This window comes from Streptomyces sp. NPDC088147 (assembly GCF_044741565.1).
In the GTDB taxonomy this organism is placed as follows: domain Bacteria; phylum Actinomycetota; class Actinomycetes; order Streptomycetales; family Streptomycetaceae; genus Streptomyces.
Window position 1 is genome coordinate 607717 of record NZ_JBIUSY010000003.1, and the last position, 26976, is coordinate 634692.

Genomic DNA, 26976 nt, shown 5'->3' on the forward strand with positions numbered 1-26976 from the left:
TGGGCCTGTGGACGCGATCTGGACAACTTCCCGGTCCCCAGGCTGTGGACGGAAGATCACGACCCGATCTGTGGAGAAGACCCCTCCGCCCCCAGGTATTCGAACAGCCGGGGCCGGGCGACGACACGCGGCCCCGGCCGCCGCGGGGTCCACACACCGCGAAAAGGCGCCCAGGGACCGTCGTGGACGGTGTCCCTGAGCGCCTCGGCAGCGGGCGGAGAGCCGGCTGTCAGCCGTTCTTGATGCGGTTGGTGAGCTCCGTGACCTGGTTGTAGATCGAGCGCCGCTCGGCCATCAGCGCGCGGATCTTCCGGTCCGCGTGCATCACGGTCGTATGGTCCCTGCCGCCGAACTGCGCGCCGATCTTGGGCAGGGAGAGATCGGTCAGCTCACGGCAGAGGTACATCGCGATCTGCCGGGCCGTCACCAGCACCCGGCTCCTCGACGAGCCGCAGAGGTCCTCCACCGTCAGCCCGAAGTAGTCGGCGGTCGCCGCCATGATGGCGCTCGCGGTGATCTCCGGGGCCGAGTCCTCCCCGCCCGGGATCAGATCCTTGAGGACGATCTCGGTGAGCCCGAGGTCCACCGGCTGCCGGTTGAGCGAGGCGAACGCCGTCACCCGGATCAGCGCGCCCTCCAGTTCGCGAATGTTCCGCGAGATCCGGGAGGCGATGAACTCCAGGACCTCGGGCGGGGCGTTGAGCTGCTCCTGCACCGCCTTCTTACGGAGGATCGCGATACGCGTCTCCAGCTCCGGCGGCTGGACGTCGGTGGTCAGACCCCACTCGAAGCGGTTGCGGAGCCGGTCCTCCAGGGTGATCAGCTGCTTGGGCGGCCGGTCCGAGGAGAGCACGATCTGCTTGTTGGCGTTGTGGAGCGTGTTGAAGGTGTGGAAGAACTCCTCCTGCGTCGACTCCTTGCTCGCCAGGAACTGGATGTCGTCGACCAGCAGGATGTCGACATCCCGGTACCGCTTGCGGAAGGTGTCGCCCTTGCCGTCGCGGATCGAGTTGATGAACTCGTTCGTGAACTCCTCGGAGCTCACGTACCGCACGCGCGTGCCGGGGTAGAGGCTGCGCGCGTAGTGCCCGATGGCGTGGAGCAGATGCGTCTTGCCGAGCCCGGACTCCCCGTAGATGAAGAGCGGGTTGTACGCCTTCGCCGGGGCCTCGGCGACCGCGACCGCGGCCGCGTGCGCGAACCGGTTGGACGCCCCGATGACGAACGTGTCGAAGAGGTACTTGGGATTCAGCCGGGCGTGCGGCTCTCCCGGACCGGGTGCCGGGGCGGGCTGGGCGCCCAGCGGCCCCAGCGGTCCGCCGCGCGGACCCCCGCGGCCGACATGGGGCCCGCCGCCATGGCGCGGTGACGGCGGCTCCTGGAGATCGTGCCGTTCGGGGCGCTGCTCGTACGGAGAGTGCTCGGGCCCCTGCGGCTGCCGGTAGTCGTGCTGCGGCTGCTGCTGATGAGCGGTGGCGTACGGATCACGGTCCTGGTAGCCGCCGAGCCGGGGCTGCTGCCAGGACAGGTCCTCCTGGGGCCGCGGCCAGGCGCCGGGGTCGGGGCGCTGCTGCTGATAGTCCGGGTACGCGGGCCGTACCGACGGCATGCCGTCGTCCGACGGGCGGTGCCCGTAGCCGTCGTATGTGTCGCCCTGCCGCTGCTCGTCATGGGGCGGCCCCTGGTAGCGGTGCTGCTGGGGCACGGGCGGGGCCGGCGGCGTGGGCTCGGCGGCCGAGTCGTCCACGGTGATGGCGATCCGGATGGGCCGCCCGCACTCATGGCTCAGCGTCTCGCTGATGAGAGGGGCGAGCCGGCCCTCCAGGACCCTCTTGCCCCATTCATTGGGGACGGCGAGCAGTGCGGTGTCGGCGACGAGTGCGAGAGGCTGACAGCGTTCGATCCACTGTTTGTCCTTGGGCTCGACGCCCTGCTGGCCCTCCCTGAGGAGCTGCTCCAGCACTCGTGGCCACACTGCGGCAAGATCGGCAGGTACATCAGCCACAAGGCACGCTCTCTCGCAGGTCCTGGTCCCACGAATGTGTGGTTCTCGGGACGGGATGGGAAGACCGGCAGGAAATGAAGCCGGAGTTCAGCCACGGTAGTCAGGGCGACCCGCGCGGTTCAAGTTGTTGTCCACAGCCTGTGCACAATGGAACCCGGCCTGGAACTGGTTTGACCGGATGGCGTAGCCGCGCGTACCGTGACCAGGTCGAGTTGTCGATGGCTGCTGCCGCCTGCCTCCGATGGGCAAAGATCACGATCTGTGGTTATGAAGCGGTGCACTCGAGCGTTGATCGCGAGCTTCTCAGGTTCTCGTGGGCGCACGGTGACAGCCAGGCGATGTCCCGCCGTCCACACATCATTTTCTGGAGCCCCCGAGTGAGCAAGCGCACCTTCCAGCCGAACAACCGTCGTCGCGCCAAGACCCACGGGTTCCGGCTGCGGATGCGTACCCGTGCCGGCCGCGCGATTCTCGCGACCCGCCGTGGCAAGGGTCGCGCCCGTCTGTCGGCCTGATCACCTGATCGCCAACAGGTCATGACGTGCTGCCTACCGAGAATCGGCTGAGGCGGCGCGAGGACTTCGCGACCGCGGTACGCCGGGGACGCCGGGCCGGACGCCCGCTTCTCGTCGTCCATCTACGCAGCGGTGCAACGGACCCGCACGCGCCTGGGGAGAGCGCCTCCCCGACGCGTGCGGGTTTCGTCGTGAGCAAGGCCGTGGGTGGAGCCGTCGTCCGTAACCAGGTGAAGCGGCGACTGCGTCATCTGATACGCGAACGACTGTCCGAGCTGCCCCCCGGTAGCCTGGTTGTCGTACGGGCGCTGCCCGGAGCAGGCGACGCCGAATACGCACACCTGGCCCGAGACCTGGACGCCGCCTTTCAGCGGCTGCTGGGAGGGGGCACGCGATGAAATACCCGCTGCTGGCTCTGATCAAGCTGTACCAGTGGACGATCAGCCCGCTTCTCGGGCCCGTCTGCCGGTACTACCCGTCGTGCTCGCACTACGGATACACGGCCATCGACCGGCATGGCGCGGTGAAGGGCACGGCGCTGACCGCCTGGCGCATTCTGCGGTGCAATCCGTGGTCGCCGGGTGGTGTGGACCATGTCCCGCCGCGCAAACGCCCGCGTTGGCATGAATCGCTGCGCAATGCCTGGCGTGGCGGTAAGGGCGGACACTCCGCCGCTGGCGTGCCCTCCGGGGGATCGGCCCCCGACGCCCCGAGTCCGGCCGCAGAGACCTCGCCCAAAGCTCAAGGAGCCTGATTAGTGGACACGATTGCCAGTTTCTTCAGTTTTATTACCACACCTGTTTCATGGGTCATCGTCCAGTTTCACTCGCTGTACGGGATGATTTTCGGCCCCGACACGGGCTGGGCCTGGGGACTGTCCATCGTGTCCCTGGTGGTACTGATCCGGATCTGTCTGATCCCGCTGTTCGTCAAGCAGATCAAGTCGACCCGGAACATGCAGGTGCTCCAGCCCAAGATGAAGGCGATCCAGGAGCGCTACAAGAACGACAAACAGCGTCAGTCCGAAGAGATGATGAAGCTGTACAAGGAGACGGGCACCAACCCGCTCTCCTCCTGTCTTCCCATCCTGGCGCAGTCACCGTTCTTCTTCGCCCTGTACCACGTGCTCTCCAGCATCGCGAGCGGCAAGACCGTCGGCGTCATCGATGACCAGAGGCTGCTGGACAGCGCGCGTCAGGCGCATATCTTCGGTGCTCCGCTGGCCGCCAAGTTCATGGACAGCGCCGACAAGGTCGCGTCCCTGAACGCCTCGCTGACCGATGTGCGGATCGTCACCGCGATCATGATCGTGATGATGTCGGCGTCGCAGTTCTACACGCAGCGCCAGCTGATGACGAAGAACGTCGACCTGACGGTCAAGACGCCGTACATGCAGCAGCAGAAGATGCTGATGTACATCTTCCCGCTGATCTTCGCCGTCACGGGTGTCAACTTCCCCGTCGGTGTGCTCGTCTACTGGCTGACCACCAACGTGTGGACCATGGGCCAGCAGATGTATGTGATCAACCAGAACCCGACCCCGGGCAGCAAGGCGCAGGACCAGTACTTGCAGCGTCTGCTGAAGACCATCACCACGCACAGTGAGGTGCGGTCCCGCCGTAAGCGCACGATCGTCCAGGCGATCGTGGCCAAGGGACCGGACCGCAATGACAACGAGCGCAAGTTCGTCACGAGCCTGGCCAAGGCGGGGCTGGCCGCCCAGCCCGACGGAACGGTGATCAAGAGCGACACCGCCGCTGCCGAGGCCGAGTCCGGTGCCGCGGCGAGGCGGCACCAGCCCAAGCGTCAGACCAAGTCGAAGCGGCAGGCCGCCGCCCAGTCGGGTACGGACAAGGCGGACCAGCCCAAGGACTCCGAGGCCGCTGGTGAGCCGGCGAAGACTTCGTTGCAGAAGGGCGAGCCGCAGGACACCACGTCCAAGCCGACGGGCAAGCCCGCCGCCGGTTCCGCACGCCAAGCCAAGTCGGGGCAGCGTAAGGGCCAGCAGCGGCCCAAGCACCCGTCCAAGAAGTAAGAAGGAGTCCATCCGTGACGGAAGGCACCATCTCCGCCGCCGAGTCCGCCGACGAGGGGGGCGACACCCTGACCCGCCTGGAGCAGGAAGGGGAGATCGCGGCCGACTACCTCGAAGGTCTGCTCGATATCGCTGATCTCGACGGCGATATCGACATGGACGTCGAGGCCGACCGGGCCGCGGTCTCGATCATCAGTGACTCGGCACGGGACCTGCAGAAGCTTGTCGGACGCGACGGTGAGGTGCTGGAGGCACTTCAGGAGCTGACTCGGCTCGCCGTGCACCGGGAGACCGGGGACCGCAGCCGGCTGATGCTGGACATCGCCGGCTTCCGGGCCAAGAAGCGCACCGAGCTGGCCCAGCTGGGCGCCAAGGCCGCGGACGAGGTGAAGAGCACCGGTGAGCCGGTGAAGCTGAAGCCCATGACGCCCTTCGAGCGGAAGGTCGTGCACGACGCGGTCGCCGCCGCGGGTCTGCGGAGTGAGTCCGAGGGCGAGGAGCCGCAGCGCTTCGTCGTGGTGCTCCCTGCCTGAGCGGTCCATTCTTTTCGGCCCCGTCTGTTGCGCAGACGGGGCCGAGTTTTGTCAGCCTGATAGTCAGCCACCGGCCGGTGGTTCGGTATGGAAGGACGGTTCCCGTGACGGAGGCAGCAGAGCTTCCCCCCGCACCGGATGAGGCGCGCACTGTTTTCGGTGAGTTCTTTCCGGAGGCTGTCCGCTACGCGGAACTACTGGCGGACGCGGGGGTCAAGCGTGGCCTGATCGGTCCGCGTGAGGTCCCGCGGCTGTGGGAGCGGCACCTGCTGAACTGTGCGGTGCTCTCCGAGGTCGTGTCCGAGGGCGTGACGGTCTGCGATGTCGGTTCGGGTGCGGGGCTCCCCGGGATCCCGCTGGCGCTGGTACGGCCCGATCTGAAGATCACGCTGCTGGAACCGCTCCTGCGGCGGACGAACTTTCTTCAGGAAGTCGTCGAGCTGCTCGGCCTGGACCATGTGACGGTGGTGCGTGGCCGTGCCGAGGAGGTCCTCGGCACCCTTCAGCCGGTCCATGTGGTGACGGCGCGCGCGGTGGCTCCGCTGGACAGGCTGGCGGGCTGGGGGGTGCCCCTGCTGCGGCCGTACGGCGAGATGCTGGCGCTCAAGGGCGACACCGCCGAGGAGGAGATCAACGGGGCCCGCGCGGCACTGAGCAGGCTCGGTGTGGTGGAGACCTCGGTCCTGCATGTCGGTGAGGGCATCGTCGACCCGCTGGCCACCGTGGTGCGTGTGGAGGTCGGGGAGAGCCCCGGCGGTGTGCGGTTCGCCACGAAGCGGGCCAAGGCCGCACGGGCCGGCCGTGCGCGGCGGCGCCGTTGAGCCGTACAGTCCGTACTGCCTATCAGTGATGCTCCATACAAGCTGCCATACCTATGCAATGCGGAGTGTCGTGACGGTGTAGCTCTGCGGCCCGTGCATCGTGTTTCACGTGAAACGTCGCTCACTGCTGCAGGGAATCATCGGCCGTGGCCGCGCTGCTGCTACACCGCGCGGCCGAAAGCCCCTCGCAAGGGGGACGGAGTTGTCCACAGTGATGGATTCCTCCACAGAACCACGGGCCTCGCTGGTTCACGACCCCGAAAGCATGGCAGGCTCTGTCCATTGCGAGTCTGAAGTCGAGGAGAGTGAATCCTTGCGGTCCGACGCCAACATCGCGGGACCGATGACCGATCCGGTCCCCGGTCCCCGTACCGAGTCGGCGGGGGAGGATGTTTCACGTGAAACACCACCCCCGATGGACGACACCCCCATTGGCCGTGCTGCCCAACTGGCGGTGGAGGCACTGGGCCGCGCCGGTGAGGGTCTGCCCCGCCCAGAGCAGACGCGTGTCATGGTTGTCGCCAACCAGAAGGGCGGCGTAGGGAAGACCACCACCACGGTCAATCTCGCCGCCTCGCTCGCGCTCCATGGCGCGCGCGTGCTGGTGGTCGACCTCGACCCCCAGGGCAACGCCTCCACGGCGCTGGGGATCGACCATCACGCCGAAGTTCCCTCGATCTATGACGTCCTGGTGGAGAGCAAGCCACTTTCGGAAGTGGTCCAGCCTGTCCCGGACGTCGAAGGTCTCTTCTGTGCCCCGGCCACCATCGATCTCGCCGGTGCGGAGATCGAGCTGGTCTCGCTGGTGGCACGGGAGAGCCGACTACAGCGGGCGATCGAAGCGTACGAGCAGCCGTTGGACTACATCCTCATCGACTGCCCGCCCTCGCTCGGCCTGCTGACCGTCAATGCGATGGTCGCCGGTGCGGAGGTGCTGATCCCCATCCAGTGCGAGTACTACGCGCTGGAGGGGCTGGGTCAGCTGCTGCGGAACGTCGACCTGGTGCGGGGGCATCTCAACCCCACACTGCATGTCTCGACGATCCTGCTCACCATGTACGACGGCAGGACGCGGCTCGCCTCGCAGGTGGCGGACGAGGTACGGAGCCACTTCGGCAAGGAGGTGCTGCGGACGAGCATCCCTCGGTCCGTACGAATCTCCGAGGCACCGAGTTATGGGCAGACGGTGCTGACCTACGATCCGGGATCCAGCGGATCCCTGTCGTATCTCGAAGCCGCCCGTGAGATCGCGCTACGGGGGGTCGGGGTCCACTACGACGCCCAGCAGGCCCATGTGGACAGTCAGAACAGTCAGCAGAGTATGTCGGAGGGGATCCAGTGAGCGAGCGACGCAGGGGATTGGGACGTGGGCTCGGTGCGCTGATCCCTGCCGCTCCGCAGGAGAAGCAGGTGACCTCTCCAGGAGAGGCCGCTGCCACTCTGGGGGCGGCTCCCGTACTGACCGCGGAGCGGGGTGTGGCCGCAGCGAAGGTGACGTCGCTGCCGCAGGCCTCCATGGCGCCGGAGACGGAGACGGTCGCGTCGGAGTTCGAGGCGGCGCCCGAGCCGGCGGCGACGGCAGGGGCGCACTTCGCCGAAGTGCCGATCGACTCCATCACGCCGAACCCTCGCCAGCCGCGCGAGGTATTCGACGAGGACGCCCTCGCCGAACTGATCACCTCCATCAAAGAAGTCGGTCTCCTCCAGCCCGTGGTCGTACGGCAGGTGGGCTCCGAGCGCTACGAGCTCATCATGGGGGAGCGGCGCTGGCGGGCTTGCCGGGAAGCCGGACTGGAGCGCATTCCGGCGATCGTCCGCGCGACCGACGACGAGAAGCTGCTGCTGGATGCGCTGCTGGAGAACCTGCACCGTGCTCAGCTGAATCCGCTGGAAGAGGCCGCGGCCTACGACCAGTTGCTCAAGGACTTCAACTGCACGCATGACCAGCTGGCCGACCGGATCGGTCGCTCACGTCCGCAGGTCTCCAACACGCTCCGGTTGCTGCGTCTCTCTCCCCCGGTGCAGCGCAGGGTCGCCGCCGGTGTGCTCTCGGCCGGCCACGCGAGGGCGCTCCTCGCGCTGGACGACTCCGAGGAACAGGACCGGCTGGCGCACCGCATCGTGGCCGAGGGTCTCTCGGTGCGCGCGGTCGAGGAGATCGTGACCCTGATGGGTTCGCGCCCGCAGAACTCCTCCAAGGCGAAGGGTCCGCGGGCCGGCGCCCGGCTGTCGCCGGCGCTGACTGATCTCGCGTCACGTCTCTCGGATCGTTTCGAGACCCGGGTGAAGGTCGACCTGGGCCAGAAGAAGGGAAAGATCGTCGTCGAGTTCGCCTCGATAGACGATCTGGACCGGATTCTCGGCACCCTCGCCCCCGGTGAGGGGCGCGTCCTGGACAAGGGACTCACCGAGGAAGCCGGGGAAGACGACGAGAGCTGAGGCCCTCAAACAGCCTTTGGGCGGGCCGTGTTCCACGCTTACCGGAACACGGCCCGCCCTTTGCTGTCTCGCGGTGTGCCGGACATCTACGGGTGGATACGATGCGTTCTGGTATGGCGCATCCACCTTGATCCATCCCGGAAGGAGCGCGGGGGCCATGCGATCGGTGAGCCGCAGTCGGCTGGTATCGGCTGGACTGGGTCTTGGAGTGCTCGGCGGTTTCGTCGGCAGCCTGCTTCGGGAGCGGAGCGCGCTGACGGCCGCCCGCGGCGCGGCAGGCGAAGGAAGTGAGGAACAGCCTCCATGGGGCGTCGGCTCGTACCGCTCACGCTGGACAACCTTTCCGACCTCCCCAAGCGCTGCCGCGCGTGTGTCTTCTGGGAGCTTGATCCGGTCAGCGGGGAAGCAGCGGTAGGGGCCGGCCGGGCCGAGGCGGAGAAGGAAGCCTGGATCTCGGCCGTTCTGCTGGAATGGGGATCCTGCGGCCGCGTGGTGTATATCGACGATGTGCCGGTCGGCTTCGTCCTGTACGCGCCTCCTGCGTATGTGCCGCGGTCCATGGCCTTCCCGACGAGCCCGGTCTCTCCGGACGCCGTCCAGTTGATGACCGCGTGGATGATGCCGGGGTATCAGGGGCAGGGACTCGGCCGAGTGATGGTGCAGACCGTGGTGAAGGATCTGCTGCGGCGGGAGTTCAAGGCCATCGAAGCCTTCGGCAACACCCGCTGGAAGGAACCGGCCTGTGTGCTCCCCGCGGACCATCTGCTGGCGGTGGGCTTCAAGACCGTACGTCCGCATCCGACGTATCCACGGCTGAGGCTGGAGCTGCGGACCACGCTCTCCTGGAAGGAAGACGTGGAGCTGGCGCTGGACCGGCTGCTGGGAGCGGTCAAGAAGGAACCCGCGCTACGGCCGCTCTGAGCCGGGCGACGTATGCGAAAAGAGAAACGGGCCGACTCCCCCATGGGGAAGTCGGCCCGTTTCACGTGAAACATCGAGGGTCGGCGGCTGCCGACTTACTGGCCGATGAAGTCCTCAAGGTCGCGGACGAGCGCGGCCTTCGGCTTGGCACCGACGATGGTCTTGGCCACCTCACCGTTCTGGTACACGTTCAGCGTCGGAATGGACATGACGCCGTACTTGGCTGCCGTGGCCGGGTTCTCGTCGATGTTGAGCTTGACGATCTCGATCTTGTCGCCGTGCTCGGCCGCGATCGCCTCGAGCGACGGCGCGATCTGGCGGCACGGTCCGCACCAGGCGGCCCAGAAGTCCACCAGTACGGGCTTGTCGCTCTTGAGTACGTCGTCGTCGAACGACGCGTCGGTCACATGCTTCAGGTCGCCGGCCACGGCGGCCTCCTTAGATTCGCGGGGTGTGGGTCGGTACAGCTGGTCAGACGGTGGCGGTCTTCTCCGGCTCGGCGTTCTCGCTGTCGCTCAGCGCGGCGAGGAAACGCTCGGCGTCGAGAGCGGCGGAGCAACCGGTGCCCGCAGCCGTGATCGCCTGGCGGTAGGTGTGGTCGACGACATCACCGGCGCCGAAGACACCGGACAGGTTCGTCCGTGTCGACGGGGCGGCGACGGTCAGGTAGCCCTCGGGGTCCAGATCGAGCTGGCCCTTGAACAGCTCGGTCCGCGGGTCGTGGCCCACCGCGATGAACAGACCGGTCACGGGGAGCGCGGAGGTCTCGCCGGTCTTGGTGTTGCGCAGGGTCAGACCGGAGAGCTTCTGCTCGCCGTGGATCTCGGCGACCTCGCTGTTCCAGGCGAACTTGATCTTGGGGTCGGCGAAGGCGCGGTCCTGCATCGCCTTGGAGGCACGCAGGGTGTCCCGGCGATGGACGATCGTGACGGACTTGGCGAAGCGCGACAGGAAGGTGGCTTCCTCCATCGCGGTGTCGCCGCCGCCCACCACGGCGATGTCCTGGTCCTTGAAGAAGAAGCCGTCGCAGGTGGCGCACCAGGAGACACCCCGGCCCGAGAGCGTGTCCTCGTTGGCCAGGCCGAGCTTGCGGTGCTGGGAGCCGGTCGTCACGATCACGGCCTTGGCCTGGTGCACGGTGCCGGCCGTGTCGGTGACCGTCTTGATGTCACCGCTGAGGTCGACCGCGACGACATCGTCCGGGACGAGCTCGGCGCCGAAGCGCTCCGCCTGTGCCCGCATGTTGTCCATCAGGTCCGGGCCCATGATGCCGTCGCGGAAGCCCGGGAAGTTCTCCACATCAGTGGTGTTCATCAGCGCACCACCGGCGGTGACGGCGCCCTCGAAGACCAGCGGCTTCAGCGATGCACGCGCGGTGTACAGCGCGGCGGTATAGCCGGCGGGCCCGGAGCCGATGATGATCACATTACGGACGTCGCTCACGGGTTTCTTCCTCGTCTCTGCAGACTGCCTACTGGGGCCGGATCAACGACTTTCACCCCATCCAACGGATCCTACGGGTCCCGCATTCCCGAGGTGTCCCGGCTCCACGAAGGGGGATCGTCAGCGGCGAGGGTAGGCGTGCTTCAGGAGGACTTTCCCCTTGCCCGAAGGATCACTGTCGACGCAGGCCGCGTCGATCACATAGGCCTGCACACGGGTGCTGTCGGCGGCGTGCGGCAGCACGACGAGGTAGGCGCTGCTGCCCCGGTACGTACCCGGCTCGGCGGCGAGGGCGGGCGCGGTGCTGCCCGTGCCCTGTCGAATACAGGGCGGAATCTCGGGCTCGGGCTGGACCAGCGGCGAATTCGCCGTGCTCCGGTCACCCCCGGTAGCGCGAGGTTCCTCTGCCTGTGAACCCCTGGACTCCTTGACCGTGGCGCCCGGGGCCAGCAGCGCGTCCACGCGGCTCTGAAGGTGGGCTTCCGAGAACTCTTTGCCGTTCCCCGGGGCGCTGGCCGCGGAGTCGGCCGCAGAGCTTTTGGCGCTGTTCGTCGCCCCGAGCGACCCGAGCGACTGGATCAGGAGAACGCTGACACCCACGGCCGCTGTGCCGAAGACGGCCCCCAGGACGGCGTTGCGACGGCGACGGCGGGTGTGCCCACCGCGGCCGGGGCCGGTGGCTGCCCTCGGACGGCCGGCGGGCCGGTCCGTCCGTACCGAGTCCGGCGACGTGGTCCCCGCCAGGGCCGGCGGTCCGGTCGGTGTGGCGACGGACGGTGCCGTCGGCGTGGGGGATGAGGACGTCCGGGACGAGGGCGGTGTTTCACGTGAAACATCCGCGGTCTCATCGGGGGCAGTGGCGTTCAGGAGCGCTTCCGCGGCCAGCGCGGCATCGATACGTCCGGCGACATCGGCCGGCATCCGAGGTGGTCCGGGCAGGGTGCCCAGGAGCCCCCGGATCTCTTCGAGCGAGTCATGGACATCCGCGCACAGAGCGCAGCCGTCGAGATGGCGTCGTACAGCGGCGGTACGGGACGGCGAGAGCAGCCCCTCCGCGAGATCGGAGATCTCCGAGACATCCGGGTGCTGAGCCGTGTCGGTCGTAGATGTCACGCGCGCCCACCTCCGCCCTTCACTCCAGCAGGATCACTCGGTCCTGGGTCTGTTGGTTCCGCTGCCGGTGGGACGGATGCCCCCGGCGTCCGGTTCCTTCCCCGGCCAAGAGCGCTGTTATCCCTGGTGGCCCCGCGTAGATGCGAGAGCATGGGCAGCAATCTGGCCCGGCCGCGTGCGCAGCGGCTCTTCACTGTTCCGGTGGGCACGCCCAGCACCGCGGCGGCCTCTGCCACGGGGTAGCCCTGCATATCGACGAGAACCAGGGCGGCCCGCTGGTCGACGGGGAGTTTGGCCAGCGCCGCCAGCAGCTCACGGTGGAGATCCTGGCGTTCCGCGGGGGCCTCCGCCGACTCGTGGGGCTCAAGGAGCTGCTCCAGCCGCTCGGTGTCGTCCACGGGGGAGGTTCGGCGTGAGGCGGCCTTACGGGCTCGGTCGAGACAGGCGTTGACGGTGATGCGGTGCAGCCAGGTGGTCACGGCGGACTGCCCGCGGAAGGTGTGGGCCGCTCGGAAGGCGGAGACCAGTGCGTCCTGGACCGCATCGGCGGCTTCCTCCCGGTCACCCAGCGTCCGCAGGGCCACCGCCCAGAGCCGGTCCCGGTGGCGCCGTACCAGCTCGCCGAAGGCGTGAGGGTGGCCCTCGACATGAGCGCTCAGCAGATCCTGGTCGCTTGAGTCGCCGAGTGCGGCATCGTCCAACAGTGAGCCCCCCTCCCCTGATCCCTCAGCCGGTGAACGTGATCTCGGAGATTCCCCCGCGAAAGCGGTCGGCGGACCCGTCCGTGGGCAGTTCGGTGATGTGGATCAATACGTACCGGGTTCGCACGGGCTTGTCGAGAGTGGTCTTGAGAGTTCCGCCCACAGTCTCCAGCTTGGTGAGGCGCTGAGAGAAGTCCGCGAGGGCCGACGGGTCCGACGTATCCGCATCCGCCGCGAGTAGCTCGGCCTTCTGGCCGCTGCGGTACATGTCTATGTCGATACCGGACACGTCCTTCACGCTGCCCAGGTCGACGATGATTCCGCTGCCTTCCTTGCGGTCCGGGCGATTGCCGAAGTTCGGGAAGTTCTGATACTGCGCTGTGATCCAGGCGGTGCCGGGGTCGCCGTCCACGGAGTTCGGTGCGAGTTCGGGCTTTATCCCGGACCCGCTGGGCATGAACTCCGTCGCGTCCGCGATCCGCAGCGGCTTGGGAACCTTGGTCGCCTTGTTGTCGCCCGTGGTGGGCTGGGTGGGCGCGGGATCGTTGTCGCTGCCCTGGTCGAGGAGGCGGTCGGCGACCTGCCAGCTGCCGAGCCCCAGCGCGGCGATGAGGAGCGCGGCGACGGTCCACTTCAGCAGCTTGCCGGTACGGCTCTGGAGCGGGGGCGGCGGGGGCGCCACCGGCGGGAGGGGCGGAGCGCCGAGGCCCGCCTGCGAGCGTCCGTAGGTGCCCTGCTGGTAGGTGGTGCGCTGGTACTCCGGCGGAGCGGTGAACGTGGGCTCGGGCGGCCGGATGCGCGGCATCTCCGCGACGGCCGCGGCCAGCTCGTCGGGGGTCGTGCACGGCGGTTCCTGGCGCGAGGCGGTGGCGCCGTCATTGACGAGGGCGCGCATGGCGAGCTCGGAGAGACCGCGGTGGATGCCGGCGCGGACCTGGTCGGGGGCGATGAGCCCGACGCCCTTGGGAAGGCCGGAGAGCCCGTACGCGTCGGCTTCGTAGGGCCAGCGCTGGGTCAGTGCCGCGTAGAGGAGCGCGCCGATCGCCTCCGTGTCGGTGCGCTGCGGCCGGTCCGCGCTGATCCCGCGCAGAGCGGCGTTCACGGCGAGGCCGCGGATGCGGTACTGACCGGTGGACGTACGCAGCACCGCTCCGGGCGTCAGCCGCAGGTGGGCGAGACCCTCACGGTGGGCCGCAGCCATGGCCTGGGAGACCTGGCTGACGAGCTGATACGCCTCATGGGCCTCCAGCGGCCCCGCGGCGAGGAGTGCGGTCAGCTCGACCGCGTCGGGCAGCCACTCGTGAACGACATAGACGAGGTCGTTCTCCTCGACGGCGTCCAGGACCTGTACGAAGCGGGGATCGCCGAGCAGGGCGGAGGACCGGGCCGCCGCCAGTACGGAACGGGCCCGCGGATGGTCGGCCGGGAGGAGATGCACGCCGACGGCGCGGCGCAGCTTCTCGTCGACCGCTCGCCAGCTGCTGAAACCGTCCAGACGGGTGACGCACTCCTCCAGACGGTAGCGTCTGGCGAGTTTGTGGCCGCTGTGCAGCTCGGGCGCCGAGATGCCCGGCTCGGTGTTCTGCCGTTCGCTGCCCGTGTCCGCCGCGGACTTCTCCGCCTTGTCCTGGGCTTCCGCCAACCCGTCGGTCGTGGCCTTGCCCGCCTTGGCGGCCAGCGGCTCATCACCGCTGTTGTCGGCCACGTCGACGGCAGCCGTGCTACGTTCCGCCACCGTCGCTCCTGCCTCCCCATCCGTTGCGCACTATCCAACAGCCAAGCCAATTGTGCCCACAGTTGGACGCTATGCACGACACGCGGCAGCCGCTGATGGTTGTGCTGGACCCTGCCGCGTTTACCGTCCGAGGCGTCCGCGCACCATGCCGACCATGGCGTTCATCTCTTCGATCCGCATCTTCTTCGCCGCGACGAAGAAGAGGGCCAGCAGGGCGAGACCGCCGCCGAGCAGTGCCACCAGCGAGCTGAGGGCGCTGCTGCCCAGAGCGTTCAGGACGGCGTAGGCGATCGCACCGGCCGCGAGGGCTCCGGGGACGGCCGCCAGGCAGAGCCGGGCGTACGTACGCAGGACGCGGCCACCGTCCAGATCGCCGCCCAGCCGGTTCCGCAGCCTGCGCCAGGCGACACCGACACCGACCGCGTAGGCGAGGCCGTAGGAGGCGGCCATGCCGACGACGGCCCAGCGGGAGGGCAGGAGCACGAACGAGACGCCGGAGGCGGCGGCGTTGACCGCGGCGACGATCACGGTGTTGTAGAAGGGCGTCCTGGTGTCCTCGTAGGCGTAGAAGCCGCGCAGGACGACGTATTGCACGGAGTACGGGATGAGTCCGAGGGCGAACGCCATCAGGATGAAGCCCATGGAGCGTGCCGATTCCAGGCCGCTGGACGAGAACATCAGGATCGACAGCGGGACGCCCAGTGCGAGGAAACCGAAGGCGATCGGCACGATGGCGACCGCCGAGTTGCGCAGTCCCTGGGAGATGTCGTCGCGTACGGCGCCCGGGTCGCCGTCGTGGGCGGCGCGGGAGATCCTGGGCAGCAGGGCGGCCATGACGGAGACGGTGATGATGGCCTGCGGCATGCCCCAGATCAGCTGGGCGTTGCTGTAGGCGAGGATGCCCGTGCCGTCCTTGCCGGAGGCGACGCCGGCGGCGGTGGCGAGCTGGGTGACGACCAGGACCCCGGCCTGGTTGGCGAGGACGAAGAGCACCGTCCACTTGGCCAGTTTGACCGTCTTGCCGAGGCCGTGGCCCTTCCAGTCGAAGCGCGGGCGGAACCGGAAACCGGTCTCCCGGAGGTAGGGGATCATCGCGAGCGCCTGGACGACCAGACCGAGCAGCGTACCGATGCCCAGTAGCCGCACGCCGTCCGGCGGGATCGTCTGCACGGTCATGCCCGAGTCGGCGGCGGTGCCGTACACCCAGATGAACAGACCGAACGTGGTGATCATGACGATGTTGTTGAGGACCGGAGTCCACATCATCGCGCCGAACTTCCCGCGCGCGTTCAGGATCTGGCCCATCACCACATGCACACCCATGAAGAAGATCGTGGGCAGGCAGTAGCGGGCGAAGGTGACGGCGACGTTGTTGGCGGCCGCGTCGCTGGCGATCGGGTCGGACATCAGACGCACCAGCCACGGTGCCCCGAACACGGCGAGGGCCACGATCGCGCCGAGCGCCACCATGACGAGGGTCAGCAGCCGGTTGGCATAGGCCACGCCACCGTCGTCGTCGTTCTTCATCGCCCGCACGAGCTGCGGGACGAACACGGAGTTGAGGCCGCCCCCGACGGTGAGGATGTAGATCATCGTCGGCAGCGTGTACGCCACGGTGAAGGAGTCACCGAGCAGGGCCGCGCCCAGCGCGGCGGTGATCACCAGGCTTCGTACGAAGCCGGTGAGCCGGGAGACCAGGGTGCCCGCGGCCATCAGGGCACTGGACTTGAGGAGCCCGGCGGCCTTGCCTCCTGACTTCTTGGGCGGCGGTGCGGGTGCTGCTTCGGGCTCCGGCGCGGTCAGTACCTGGCCCGAGCCCTGCTGGTCGCGGTAGAGATGGGCGAACGCGTCCGGATGGGAGTCTTCGTCGCCTGCGCGGGAGACCAGGTCGTCGAGGCCGGTGAACTGGGTGGTTCGCGGGTCTTCCCCGTACGGGAGATGGCGCATGGGCCCGGAGGGCTCGGGCGCCGGGGTCTGGGCCCATACCCGGGGGTCGGGCGCGTTCTGCGGGGTGGGCGGCTGCTGGTAGAGCTGGTGGGCCTCCGGATAGGTGCCGGGAGGCGGCGGCGGATGTGAGGCGCGGTCGTACAGCGCCTCCGTCACCGGATCCTGCGCGGAGAGATCCTGTGACCAGTAGGGGTCCCGGTTGTAGGCATCCTGGACATAGGGATCCTGGGCAGGCTGCGGAGTGGGCGGAATCCGGCCCGCCGGGTCGCCACCCGCGCCCTGCCCACGGTCACCGTCGTACGGCGCGTTCATGGTTACCCCACCTCATCGTCCCCGGCCGACCGGCCACGACATCGCTCAACGGTCCACTTTCTCACCCGCGCCCGACGCGTCCGCGCTTTCCGGACCGGTGTCCGGTGTCGGGTCACTCGGCTGCCCGGGATCTGTGTCCTCAGGGGCCCGCGCGCCGTCCGTGCTCTGCGTGTCCCGCGCCTTCCCGTCCGTGTCGATGCCGTCCGCGCCGTCGTCTCCGCCGTCCGTGTCCTCAGCGGCTGCCTTACGGGCCACCGCGCGCTTGCGCTGGCTGTACATCTTGACCCCTGCGAGGACGAGAAGCAGCACACCGCCGGCGATGACGAGCATCACGGTGGGGGTGATCTCGGAGACCTTGACCTGGAACGTCATCGGGCTGCCGTACGGCGTGCCGTCCACCGTGTAGAGCTGGGCGGTCACCTGCACCGGGCCGTTGGCATTGCCCGCCCCGGTGAACTTCACCGACTGGCTGTGCCCGCCGTCGATCTTGATCGGCCGCTCCGCGACCGCACGGTCGCCGTCCAGCTTGAGCCGCGTCGGGTTGTCGGACTTCAGGCGCAGTACCAGATTCTGGACGCCCTGCAACAGCTGGTTCTGGACGGTCACCGGGATCGTCGCACTGCGCCCCGACAACGTCAGCACGGACTTCGGGATGAGCTGGACCTCGGTGGTGAGGCCCACCAGATAGTCCTCCACCGTGTGGCGGTACTGCTCGGCCTCGTCCGGCTCCCCGCGCCACGAGGTCGACATCGCCCGGCCGATCGCGTTGCCGAAAGGCGCGGCCACCCGGTCCGGAGCGCTGAGGATGGCCTTGAAGTTGTCGAGCCGCTCCTGTGTCTCCTTGATGTTCAGGAAGACCTCGGTCGACAGCTCCTGGTCCCGAAGCTTCTTCGGGTACCGCGAAGAGCCGGGCACCTTGGTGGTGGCGTCCGAGTCGGGTGTGGCCGCCGCCGCCGCGATGAGATCGGACGGCTCGGTCCAGCGCTCGGAGTCCAGGCCTCGTAGGGCACGCGCCATCGACTGCGCCTGGGCGGCGCTCGGCATCCGCTGGGGAGCGACGACGATACTGCGCTGGTTCTCCGGGTTCTGAAGCGTCACGGCCAGCGACTGGGCGAGGAACCTCTGGACCGCGAGGGTGGACGTGCCCGCCTTCGACATATCCCCCTGGAAGGCGGTGGAGAGCCGGGTGTCGGCGACGACGGCTGTCGTGCCGCCACCGATCGGCCGTGCCGCGGTGGGGGTGTACGGCAGGTTGTCCTGGAGGCTGTCGCTGCGGGTGATGATCTCGTGGGCACCCGCCGAGGTCGCGACATCGACGATCGAGGGATCGATCGCACCGTCCACGGGCCAGGCGAAGTCGACGGACGGCTTCACATGGAGGATGGTCTCCACGGTCTTCCCGGCCACATCCGTGGCGGGCTGTAGATGGCTGAGCGCTCCGGAGACGTCCTTGCCGCGGTGGGCCAGCGACGCCAGGTCCGGGTCGGCGAACGGCAGTGCGACCACCTTGGCGCCGCCCGTCACCGCCTTCTCCAGGGAGTCGAGCCACTTGGTGGCAACGGCCTGGTTCTTGCCGGGGACGGTCGTGTCCCCGCTTCTGACCCGGTAGTCCTTGGTCATGGCGTCGGCGGTGGCGAGCAGATCGGGGTCGATCACCCAGGTGACGGGAAGCTGACTGCCGAGGGAGACCAACTGCTCAAGCCGGCCGCCGGGGGCCAGCTCCGCGGCCAGGTCGTCGTTCTCGAAGACGGGGGTCTGCTGATCGTCCGAGCCGGTCTCCGCGGACAGGCGCGTGGACGAGATCAGTGGCCAGAGGACGCTGAGCTGTGTCTTCTCCTCCGTCGCGTCCGGCTGCCAGGGAAGGAACGTGCGCTGGATGCCCAGCACCTGGTCGTACGGCGCGGACGAGGTCTTTCCGGTCAGTGAGACACCGAGCTGATAGACACCGTCCTGGCCGAGCCCGAGCTTGCTGACCGGTACCGAGAGCGCGAAGTCCTGGGAGATGCCGACATCGAGCCTCGGGATGGTGACCTTGTACTTGCCGCCGATCGGAGCCACATCGCCCGAGGTGCTGGTGCGCTCGGCGGCGTCATCGATGGCCGTCCTGCCGTACATCCGCGGGCCCACGCGCAGATCGACCTGCGCGTCGCTGATGGTGTTCTTGCCCTCGTTGGTCACCGTCCCCGAGACGGTGAGCGTGTCGCCCTTCACCGGTGCACTGGGGGTCAGTGTGTCGATCGACACATGGACCGCACGGGAGCCGGCGGCCGTCGGAGCGGCTTGGGCCGCGGGCGCCGCCGTCCCGGCCAGCAGACCCGCCAGGAGCGGCGCTCCGGCGAGCACGGAGGCTGTGCGCCGCAGCCACCGGCGGGCAGGAGAATGACCCATCCCCTGGAAGTCTGCCGCCTCCGCCACGCGCTCGCCCGTCCCTCGTCATCGTCGGTTGCCGTTGGTGGTTGTCAATTGTCGCGTCCACGCATGGTAACGATGTGCGCTGTGGCGAAGTGCTGGGGACTGCTCCACATGATCGGAAGAATCTCATGAGCCACCGGAAACCTCCGCATCGAGGCGGGGAGGGCCGAAACGGGAGCGCCCGCGGGGGCCGCGGCACGTACCCTTTTCTGTTGTGCCGAAAGCCAATGAAGACAATCCCCGTGCCCTCAGTCAGGTGCAGCGCCGCGCGGTCAGCGAACTGCTACGGGTGTCCCCCGTCGCCGACGACCTCGCCCGCCGGTTCCAGGATGCCGGATTCACCCTCGCCCTCGTCGGCGGCTCGGTCAGGGACGCCCTTCTCGGCCGGCTCGGCAACGACCTGGACTTCACGACCGATGCCCGGCCCGAGGACGTTCTGAAGATCGTCAGGCCTTGGGCGGATTCGGTGTGGGAAGTGGGGATCGCCTTCGGCACGGTCGGTGTCCAGAAGGATGCCCGTGTCGGAGACGCCGATCAGCGCTTCCAGATCGAGGTGACGACGTACCGCTCGGAGGCCTACGACCGGACATCACGGAAACCCGAGGTGTCCTACGGCGACTCCATCGAGGACGACCTCGTGCGCCGGGACTTCACGGTGAACGCGATGGCCGTCGCGCTGCCGCAGAAGGAGTTCATCGATCCCCACGGCGGGCTGGAAGACCTCTCCGCGCAGGTGCTGCGGACCCCCGGCACCCCCCAGGAGTCCTTCTCCGACGATCCCCTGCGGATGTTGCGGGCCGCACGGTTCGCCGCGCAGCTGGACTTCGAGGTGGCCCCGGAAGTGGTCGCGGCCATGAAGGACATGTCCGGCCGTATCGAGATCGTCTCCGCCGAACGCGTACGGGACGAGCTGAACAAACTGATCCTCTCCGGCCACCCGCGCAAGGGCCTGGCGCTGCTCGTCGACACCGGGCTCGCCGACCGCGTGCTGCCCGAGCTGCCCGAGTTGCGCCTGGAGAGCGATGAGCACCACCGGCACAAGGATGTCTACGAGCACTCGCTGACCGTCCTGGAGCAGGCCATCGACCTGGAGGAGAACGGGCCGGACCTGGTGCTGCGGCTGGCCGCACTGCTGCACGACATCGGCAAGCCCCGGACGCGCCGCTTCGAGAAGGACGGCCGGGTCTCCTTCCACCACCACGAGGTGGTGGGCGCGAAGCTGACCAAGAAGCGCATGACCGCGCTCAAGTACTCCAACGAGATGGTGAGGGATGTCTCCCGGCTGGTGGAGCTGCACCTGCGCTTCCACGGCTACGGAACGGGCGAGTGGACCGACTCGGCGGTGCGGCGCTACGTACGCGACGCCGGGCCCCTGCTCGACCGGCTCCACAAACTGACCCGCTCGGACTGCACCACGCGCAACAAGCGCAAGGCGAACGCTCTCTCCCGGGCCTATGACGGCCTGGAGGAGCGCATCGTCCAGCTCCAGGAGAAGGAGGAGCTGGACGCCATCAGGCCCGATCTGGACGGCAACCAGATCATGGAGACCCTGGGTGTCGGCCCCGGACCGGTGATCGGCGCCGCGTACACGTTCCTGCTGGAGCTGCGGCTGGAGAACGGTCCCATGGAGCACGACACGGCTGTCGCCGCCCTCAAGGAGTGGTGGGCCACGCAGAACTGAACCGGCGCGGGTCATGTTTCACGTGAAACATGACCCGCGCGTGATGCTTCGGGGGCGATGTTTCACGTGAAACATCGCCCCCGCGCTCTGTACGTCAGAGCCGCGGCCACGCCCAGATAGAGCACGGCCACCGTCGCCACGAGCGGTACGGAGCGGCCATCCCGCGGCAGCATCAGCGCGGCCACCCCCGCCGCGCCGACGAAGGCGACATTGAAGAGGACGTCGTAAAGGGAGAAGACCCGGCCGCGGAAGTCGTCGTCGACCGCCGTCTGCACCACCGTGTCCGTGGCGATCTTCGCTCCCTGAGTGATCAGGCCGAGGATGAAGGCGGCGGCCAGGATGGGTGTGGGCGCGAAGGTCAGCCCCAAGGCCGGCTCCAGGACGGCCGCCGCTCCCGCGCACAGTGCCATCCACCCGTACGTGCCGAGCCGTCCCACCGCCCAGGGCGTGAGGACCGCGGCGGCGAAGAATCCCGCCCCGGAGATGGCGACGGTCAGTCCGAGCAGTGCGAGCCCGTCGGCCTCACGCTCCGTCCAGGCGTATCTGCAGAGCATCAGCACCATCACTGTCAGCGCCCCGTAGCAGAAGCGCATCACCGTCATGGCGGCCAGCGCACCGGCCGCGGACCGTCGCTCCGCGAGATGCCGTACTCCGTCCGCGAGTCCGCGCGCGCTGGAGGACAGGGCGGTCCTCAGCCGGGGCCGGCCCCGCGACGGCTCTCCGGGCCCCAGCAGCTCGCGCGACATCAGGAGCGAGGTGAGCGCCCCGCAGAGATAGAGCGCGGCGCCCAGCAGCACCACGGCGGCGTCGGAGTCCGCGACCGTCAGCCGTACGACGAAGGCGAGTCCGCCGCCCACGGTCGCGGCGAGCGTTCCGGCGGTCGGGGAGAGGGAGTTCGCGACGACGAGCCGCTCATCGTCGACCACATGCGGCAGGGCGGCCGAGAGCCCCGCGAGAACGAACCGGTTGACGGCGGTCACGGACAGCGCCGCGATGTAGAAGAGCCAGTCGGGCACGGAGGCCACGAGCAGTACCGCCGTACAGGCCGCGAGAAGAGCCCGCAGCAGATTCCCGTACAGAAAGACCTGGCGGCGCTGCCAGCGGTCCAGCAGCACCCCGGCGAACGGGCCGACCAGTGAATACGGCAGCAGGAGTACGGCCATCGCGGAGGCGATCGCGCCGGGCGAGGTCTGTTTCTCCGGGGAGAAGACGACGTATGTGGCGAGCGCCACCTGGAAGACGCCGTCGGCGGCCTGGGAGAGCAGCCGGACCGCCAGCAGTCGGCGGAAGTTTCCGAGGCGCAGGAGCACACGCAGATCACGCACGACAGGCATGTGAGCCAGCGTCACACACGCGGCTCCGGTACACACGAGAAGGGTCGCCGGACCAGCAGTCCGGGGACCCTTCTCGTGGTGGCGGGGAGGCCGCGCTCTAGCGCTCGACCTCGCCGGCGATGAACTTCTCGACGTTCTCGCGGGCCTGGTCGTCGAAGTACTGGACCGGCGGCGACTTCATGAAGTACGAGGACGCGGAGAGGATCGGGCCGCCGATGCCGCGGTCCTTGGCGATCTTCGCGGCGCGGACGGCGTCGATGATGACACCCGCGGAGTTCGGGGAGTCCCAGACCTCCAGCTTGTACTCCAGGTTCAGCGGGACGTCACCGAAGGCGCGGCCCTCAAGGCGGACGTACGCCCACTTGCGGTCGTCGAGCCAGGCGACATAGTCCGACGGGCCGATGTGGACGTTGTCGGCACCCAGGTCACGGTCGGGGATCTGGGAGGTGACGGCCTGCGTCTTCGAGATCTTCTTGGACTCCAGGCGCTCACGCTCGAGCATGTTCTTGAAGTCCATGTTCCCGCCGACGTTCAGCTGCATCGTGCGGTCCAGGACAACGCCCCGGTCCTCGAAGAGCTTCGCCATGACGCGGTGCGTGATCGTAGCGCCGACCTGCGACTTGATGTCGTCACCGACGATCGGGACACCGGCCTCGGTGAACTTGTCCGCCCACTCCTTCGTGCCGGCGATGAAGACCGGGAGGGCGTTGACGAAGGCGACCTTGGCGTCGATGGCGCACTGCGCGTAGTACTTCGCGGCGTCGTCGGAACCCACGGGCAGGTAGCAGACCAGGACGTCGACCTGCTTGTCCTTGAGGGTCTGGACGATGTCCGCCGGCGCCTCGGGGGACTCCTCGATCGTCTGGCGGTAGTACTTGCCCAGACCGTCGAGGGTGTGGCCGCGCTGGACGGTGACGCCCGAGGACGGAACGTCGCAGATCTTGATGGTGTTGTTCTCGCTGGCGCCGATGGCGTCCGCGAGGTCGAGGCCGACCTTCTTCGCGTCTACGTCGAAGGCGGCCACGAACTCGATGTCCCGCACGTGGTACTCGCCGAACTGGACATGCATCAGCCCCGGTACCTTGCCCGCCGGGTCGGCGTCCTTGTAGTACTCGACGCCCTGCACCAGTGAGGCGGCGCAGTTGCCCACGCCGACGATGGCTACGCGTACCGAACCCATTCCGGTTGCTCCCTGTGTGATGTCAGTGTTCGTGATGAAACCCTGCGGAGATGCAGGACCTCACTTGGTGGTGTCCGCGGACGGATCCGGCGGGCCTGGATGTCCCGGGGGCGTGCCCCCGGAAGACGCGACATCCCGGTGCCGGGGCAGGCCGTCCGCTTCTCCCGATGTGTCTTCCTGCTCAGCGGGGCTCCCGGGGCCGGACCGTCTCTGGTCCCGTCCCGCCCGCTCGCTTTCGATGAGCTCGTTCAGCCAGCGCACCTCGCGCTCCACGGACTCCATGCCGTGCCGCTGGAGCTCCAGCGTGTAGTCGTCGAGGCGCTCGCGGGTACGGGCCAGGGAGGCGCGCATCTTCTCCAGACGCTCCTCCAGCCTGCTGCGGCGGCCCTCCAGCACCCGCATCCGCACCTCGCGCTCCGTCTGCCCGAAGAAGGCGAACCGAGCAGCGAAGTGCTCGTCCTCCCAGGCGTCGGGACCGGTGTGGGACAGCAGCTCCTCGAAGTGCTCCTTACCTTCCGCCGTCAGCCGATAGACGATCTTGGCGCGGCGCCCCGCCAGCGAAGCGGCGAGCGCGTCCTCCGGAGCGCTCCCCGGCTCCTCGATCAACCAGCCGTTGGCGACCAGCGTCTTGAGGCAGGGGTAGAGCGTCCCGTAACTGAAGGCGCGGAAGATCCCCAGCGATGTATTGAGCCGTTTCCGCAGCTCATAGCCGTGCATAGGGGACTCGCGGAGCAGACCGAGGACAGCGAACTCAAGGATGCCCGAGCGTCTGCTCACCCGTCGCCTCCTTCGCTGTCCGGACTCTTATGCCGTACTGATGTATCGACTCGATACATCCCGACGATAGAACGGAGTGGAGGTCGCGACAAGAGGGGCCATGGTGAACGGCGTCACATCACCAATTCTCAGGAAGCAACTTGCCTGATTTAGGGTGAACTTCAGCTCTCGGGGGGTTTTGACCGTGCGTAGTCTGTGCGGCATGCAGACCACCGGGAACCGATTGGCGTCGGTAAGCGTCAAGACTGTCGGCTTACCGGATGCATATCGGATGAGCCCCATGCCGGGCCGGTCCGTATTCATTTCGGGGGACCGGAACCCAACTGCCGCTTCCAGGCGTCCGCGCCTGCCCGAGGAGTAGTCGTTCGATGAGCGAGCACCGTCGCAAACCGCCGCAGTCGCAGGGGGGCGGTCGTGCCGCGGCCAGGCGTGCAGCCCAGCAGGCGTCCGGCCGCCGCGCGGCCCCGTCCCGAGAAGCCGTTTCGGCCTCACCCTCCGATTCGTACGAGGAGGAGCAGCCCTACGGCGGCCGCGCCGCGGCCAGACGAGCCGCCCAGCGCGGTGGCCGCAGGCGTGGGGGGGACGATGGAGGCGCCCGACGTGGCGGATCCGGCCGCGGCCGTGGTGAGCCGTACAAGAAGCGGCTGATCGACTACCCGCGCCAGGGCAAGTACGGCTGGCGGCGCTGGGTGCCGTCCTGGAAGCAGACCACCGGACTCGGCATCGCCTTCGTCGGCTCCATCCTGGCCGCCGGGACCATCGCGTACGCCGTGGTGGAGGTGCCGGACCCCAATCTCGCCTCGAAGGCCGAGAACAACGTCTATTACTGGGACGACAACACCCAGATGGTCGCCACCGGCGGTGAGGTCAACCGGCAGATCATCCCGATCGAGAAGATCCCCGGTGAGATGCAGAACGCGGTGATCTCGGCCGAGAACAAGACTTTCAGGGACGACTCGGGTGTCGACCCGATGGGTATCGCCCGCGCTCTGGTCAACATGGCCAAGGGCGGCAACACGCAGGGTGGCTCCACCATCACCCAGCAGTACGTCAAGAACGCCCGGCTGGGCGACCAGAGCCAGACCCTGAGCCGCAAGTTCAAAGAGCTCTTCATCTCCATGAAGGTCGGCACCGAGATGAAGAAGCCCGCGATCATGGAGGGCTATCTCAACACCTCCTACTACGGTCGAGGCGCCTTCGGTATCCAGGCCGCCGCCCGTACGTACTACGGCAAGGACGCGTCTGATCTGAACGCCAGTGAGTGCGCGCTCCTGGCCACGCTCCTCAAGGGCGCGACGTACTACGATCCGGCCGGCCAGACCTCCATCGACCCGAGGGCCACCGCGGCGGCGAACACGGAGAGAGCCACCAAGCGCTGGGCCTGGATCCTCGACGAGATGGTCAAGGACGGCCACCTCGAGGCGGCCGAGCGGGCCAAATACACCAAGTTCCCGACGCCGGACGGAGTCAAGAAGAACACCGCGCAGGGCGGACAGATCGGCTACCTGGTCGACCTCGCCAAGGCGTACTTCGTCAACAACAACACACAGGGCATCACGGCGGACGACCTCTCCAGAGGCGGGTTCGAGATCCACACGACCTTCAACAAGAAGAAGGTCGAGCAGCTGACCAAGGCCGTCACGAAGGTCTACGACGCCAACATCGACCCCAAGAAGCGCCCGAAGACCGACACACACGTTCAGTTCGGCGGCGCCTCCGTCGAGCCCGCTACCGGCAAGATCGTCGCCATCTACGGCGGCCAGGACGCCACCAAGCACTTCACCAACAACGCCGACCAGACCGGTGCGCAGGTCGGATCGACCTTCAAGCCGTTCGTCCTGGCCGCGGCGATGGAGGACGGCGTCCGCGATCCGGCCGACGGCACCCGTACCCCCATCTCGCCGGACAAGACCATCTACAACGGCGACAACAAGCTGAAGATCAAGAACTATGACGGTTCGATCTGGACCAACGAGGAAGACAAGGAGTGGCTGCAGGTCAACGATGGCGACAAGTCCTACGGGCCCATCGATCTGCGCTACGCCATGCAGGAGTCGGCCAACTCGCCGTTCGTGCAGCTGGGCATGGACGTAGGCATCCCCCAGGTGCGTGACGCCGCCATCAAGGCCGGGCTTCTGAACAGCTCCCTCTCCCAGTCGAACGTGCCGTCCTTCTCGATCGGCATCTCCGACCCCAGCGCCATCCGGATGGCCGGCGCCTACGGCACGTTCGCCTCCAGCGGCAAGCAGCGCGACCCCTACTCCGTCACCAAAGTGCTCCGGAGCGGCAAAACCGTCTACGAGCATGAGGGCAACGAGAAGAGGGCATTCCAGCCGGCTGTCGCGGACAACGTCACGGACGTGCTGAAGACCGTCGTGGAGAAGGGCACCGGTACGAATGCCCAGCTCCCGGGGCGCGAGGTGGCCGGCAAGACCGGCACCACCGACGGGAACAAGTCCGCCTGGTTCGTGGGCTACACCCCGCAGCTGTCGACCGCCATCGACATGTACCGGATGGACGACGACGCGACGAACAAGAACCGCGAGTTCCTGAAGATGTTCGGCACGGGTGACCAGGCAAAGATCCACGGTGCCTCGTTCCCCTCGGAGATCTGGCACGACTACATGGCGGAGGCGCTCAAGGGGCAGCCGGCCGTGAAGTTCCCCGAGCCCGAGCCCATCGGAGAGGCCTGGTACGGCGGAGGTGCGTCCCCGTCCCCGACGCCGAGCGAGACGCCGTCCGAGACGCCCAGCGAGACCCCGTCCGAGACGCCGAGCGAGACCCCGTCCGAGACCCCGTCCGACACGCCGTCCTCCTCGGAATCCTGCGACCTGCCGTTCGGCTGCACCGACGGCGGGCCCGGCGGCAACGGCGGTAACGGAGGCAACGGGGGTAATGGCGGCAACGGCGGGCCCGGCGGAGAAACCAGCTCGTCACCCGGGCCCGGCGAGAGCAACGACAACAACGGAGGCATCTTCGGAGGCCCCGAAAGCTGACCGCCGCGGGCCCGGGAGGCTGACCGCCTCCACGGAACCCGTCACGAGGGCCGCCGCACCGGCACGTACCGACTCG

General features: G+C 68.0%; 22 protein-coding genes. 11 read left to right on the plus strand and 11 right to left on the minus strand.

What is annotated here, in order from left to right; translation table 11 throughout:
- Positions 1 to 229: 229 nt before the first annotated feature.
- Entirely contained in the window at positions 230 to 2005 is a 1776-nt protein-coding gene (gene dnaA, locus ACIOGX_RS13570) for a chromosomal replication initiator protein DnaA (RefSeq protein WP_356508922.1), read from the minus strand.
- Between the two features lie 377 nt (positions 2006 to 2382).
- Between dnaA and rpmH the strand changes: the two genes are divergently transcribed.
- From rpmH to ACIOGX_RS13615, 9 genes are all read left to right on the plus strand, one after another.
- Positions 2383 to 2520, plus strand: a complete 138-nt coding sequence (gene rpmH, locus ACIOGX_RS13575) for a 50S ribosomal protein L34 (RefSeq protein ID WP_030354375.1) — start codon at positions 2383 to 2385, stop codon at positions 2518 to 2520.
- A 26-nt stretch (positions 2521 to 2546) separates the two neighbouring features.
- Positions 2547 to 2918, plus strand: coding sequence for a ribonuclease P protein component (gene rnpA / locus ACIOGX_RS13580; protein WP_129767285.1), 372 nt, complete (start codon positions 2547 to 2549; stop codon positions 2916 to 2918).
- Positions 2915 to 3274, plus strand: coding sequence for a membrane protein insertion efficiency factor YidD (gene yidD, locus ACIOGX_RS13585; protein WP_356508925.1), 360 nt, complete (start codon positions 2915 to 2917; stop codon positions 3272 to 3274). The genes rnpA and yidD overlap by 4 nt, the downstream gene beginning before the upstream one ends.
- Before the next feature lie 3 nt (positions 3275 to 3277).
- Entirely contained in the window at positions 3278 to 4555 is a 1278-nt protein-coding gene (gene yidC, locus ACIOGX_RS13590; RefSeq protein WP_401912816.1) for a membrane protein insertase YidC, read from the plus strand.
- A gap of 14 nt (positions 4556 to 4569) precedes the next feature.
- Positions 4570 to 5088 carry a R3H domain-containing nucleic acid-binding protein gene (locus ACIOGX_RS13595; RefSeq protein WP_129767288.1) on the plus strand — a complete coding sequence of 173 codons (519 nt, stop codon included), beginning with the start codon at positions 4570 to 4572 and terminating at the stop codon, positions 5086 to 5088.
- Positions 5089 to 5192: 104 nt separating this feature from the next.
- Positions 5193 to 5909 carry a 16S rRNA (guanine(527)-N(7))-methyltransferase RsmG gene (gene rsmG, locus ACIOGX_RS13600; protein ID WP_129767289.1) on the plus strand — a complete coding sequence of 239 codons (717 nt, stop codon included), beginning with the start codon at positions 5193 to 5195 and terminating at the stop codon, positions 5907 to 5909.
- Positions 5910 to 6174: 265 nt separating this feature from the next.
- Positions 6175 to 7251: a ParA family protein gene (locus ACIOGX_RS13605; protein ID WP_129767290.1), complete on the plus strand. Its 1077-nt coding sequence runs from the start codon at positions 6175 to 6177 to the stop codon at positions 7249 to 7251.
- The gene (locus ACIOGX_RS13610) at positions 7248 to 8348 is read left to right on the plus strand and encodes a ParB/RepB/Spo0J family partition protein (protein ID WP_401912820.1); all 1101 of its coding nucleotides are present in this window, start codon (positions 7248 to 7250) and stop codon (positions 8346 to 8348) included. The genes ACIOGX_RS13605 and ACIOGX_RS13610 overlap by 4 nt, the downstream gene beginning before the upstream one ends.
- A 303-nt stretch (positions 8349 to 8651) precedes the next feature.
- A complete protein-coding gene (locus ACIOGX_RS13615) occupies positions 8652 to 9269 on the plus strand; it encodes a GNAT family N-acetyltransferase (protein WP_401912823.1) in 618 nt (205 codons plus the stop codon).
- 95 nt (positions 9270 to 9364) lie between these two features.
- Here ACIOGX_RS13615 and trxA read toward each other — a convergent pair whose 3' ends face one another.
- The 7 genes from trxA to ACIOGX_RS13650 form a co-directional block, all read right to left on the minus strand.
- Entirely contained in the window at positions 9365 to 9697 is a 333-nt protein-coding gene (trxA, locus tag ACIOGX_RS13620) for a thioredoxin (RefSeq protein WP_129767293.1), read from the minus strand.
- Between the two features lie 43 nt (positions 9698 to 9740).
- Entirely contained in the window at positions 9741 to 10712 is a 972-nt protein-coding gene (gene trxB, locus ACIOGX_RS13625; protein WP_356508933.1) for a thioredoxin-disulfide reductase, read from the minus strand.
- Between the two features lie 120 nt (positions 10713 to 10832).
- Positions 10833 to 11825, minus strand: coding sequence for an anti-sigma factor family protein (locus tag ACIOGX_RS13630; RefSeq protein ID WP_401912827.1), 993 nt, complete (start codon positions 11823 to 11825; stop codon positions 10833 to 10835).
- Positions 11822 to 12526 (minus strand): RNA polymerase sigma factor SigM, encoded by a 705-nt coding sequence (gene sigM, locus ACIOGX_RS13635; protein WP_356508936.1) that lies wholly within the window; start codon positions 12524 to 12526, stop codon positions 11822 to 11824. Before sigM ends, ACIOGX_RS13630 begins: the two co-directional genes overlap by 4 nt.
- 25 nt (positions 12527 to 12551) lie before the next feature.
- Complete coding sequence (locus ACIOGX_RS13640; protein ID WP_401912830.1) at positions 12552 to 14261, minus strand: protein kinase family protein; 1710 nt, start codon at positions 14259 to 14261, stop codon at positions 12552 to 12554.
- A gap of 120 nt (positions 14262 to 14381) precedes the next feature.
- A complete protein-coding gene (gene murJ / locus ACIOGX_RS13645; protein ID WP_356508940.1) occupies positions 14382 to 16520 on the minus strand; it encodes a murein biosynthesis integral membrane protein MurJ in 2139 nt (712 codons plus the stop codon).
- A gap of 45 nt (positions 16521 to 16565) precedes the next feature.
- Positions 16566 to 18935, minus strand: coding sequence for a DUF6049 family protein (locus ACIOGX_RS13650; RefSeq protein ID WP_401912832.1), 2370 nt, complete (start codon positions 18933 to 18935; stop codon positions 16566 to 16568).
- A gap of 211 nt (positions 18936 to 19146) precedes the next feature.
- Between ACIOGX_RS13650 and ACIOGX_RS13655 the strand changes: the two genes are divergently transcribed.
- On the plus strand, positions 19147 to 20613 hold the full coding sequence (locus ACIOGX_RS13655) for a CCA tRNA nucleotidyltransferase (RefSeq protein WP_401912835.1): 1467 nt from the start codon (positions 19147 to 19149) through the stop codon (positions 20611 to 20613).
- A 62-nt stretch (positions 20614 to 20675) separates the two neighbouring features.
- Here the strand turns inward: ACIOGX_RS13655 and ACIOGX_RS13660 are convergent, their stop codons facing one another.
- The 3 genes from ACIOGX_RS13660 to ACIOGX_RS13670 form a co-directional block, all read right to left on the minus strand.
- A complete protein-coding gene (locus tag ACIOGX_RS13660; RefSeq protein ID WP_401912838.1) occupies positions 20676 to 21947 on the minus strand; it encodes an MFS transporter in 1272 nt (423 codons plus the stop codon).
- Positions 21948 to 22044: 97 nt separating this feature from the next.
- Entirely contained in the window at positions 22045 to 23127 is a 1083-nt protein-coding gene (locus ACIOGX_RS13665; protein ID WP_030354358.1) for an inositol-3-phosphate synthase, read from the minus strand.
- Between the two features lie 60 nt (positions 23128 to 23187).
- On the minus strand, positions 23188 to 23904 hold the full coding sequence (locus tag ACIOGX_RS13670) for a helix-turn-helix transcriptional regulator (RefSeq protein ID WP_356508948.1): 717 nt from the start codon (positions 23902 to 23904) through the stop codon (positions 23188 to 23190).
- A 368-nt stretch (positions 23905 to 24272) separates the two neighbouring features.
- Here ACIOGX_RS13670 and ACIOGX_RS13675 point away from each other — a divergent pair, with 368 nt between their 5' ends.
- Positions 24273 to 26900 carry a transglycosylase domain-containing protein gene (locus ACIOGX_RS13675; RefSeq protein WP_401912842.1) on the plus strand — a complete coding sequence of 876 codons (2628 nt, stop codon included), beginning with the start codon at positions 24273 to 24275 and terminating at the stop codon, positions 26898 to 26900.
- Positions 26901 to 26976 lie beyond the last annotated feature (76 nt).

What these genes read in the sequence shown, in the direction of transcription:
- murJ (WP_356508940.1), bottom strand. Translation starts at nt 16,520, where the DNA reads ATGAACGCGCCGTACGACGGTGACCGTGGGCAGGGCGCGGGTGGCGAC.
- yidD (WP_356508925.1), top strand. Translation starts at nt 2,915, where the DNA reads ATGAAATACCCGCTGCTGGCTCTGATCAAGCTGTACCAGTGGACGATC.
- ACIOGX_RS13615 (WP_401912823.1), top strand. Translation starts at nt 8,652, where the DNA reads ATGGGGCGTCGGCTCGTACCGCTCACGCTGGACAACCTTTCCGACCTC.
- ACIOGX_RS13660 (WP_401912838.1), bottom strand. Translation starts at nt 21,947, where the DNA reads ATGCCTGTCGTGCGTGATCTGCGTGTGCTCCTGCGCCTCGGAAACTTC.
- ACIOGX_RS13665 (WP_030354358.1), bottom strand. Translation starts at nt 23,127, where the DNA reads ATGGGTTCGGTACGCGTAGCCATCGTCGGCGTGGGCAACTGCGCCGCC.
- ACIOGX_RS13675 (WP_401912842.1), top strand. Translation starts at nt 24,273, where the DNA reads ATGAGCGAGCACCGTCGCAAACCGCCGCAGTCGCAGGGGGGCGGTCGT.
- ACIOGX_RS13605 (WP_129767290.1), top strand. Translation starts at nt 6,175, where the DNA reads ATGGCAGGCTCTGTCCATTGCGAGTCTGAAGTCGAGGAGAGTGAATCC.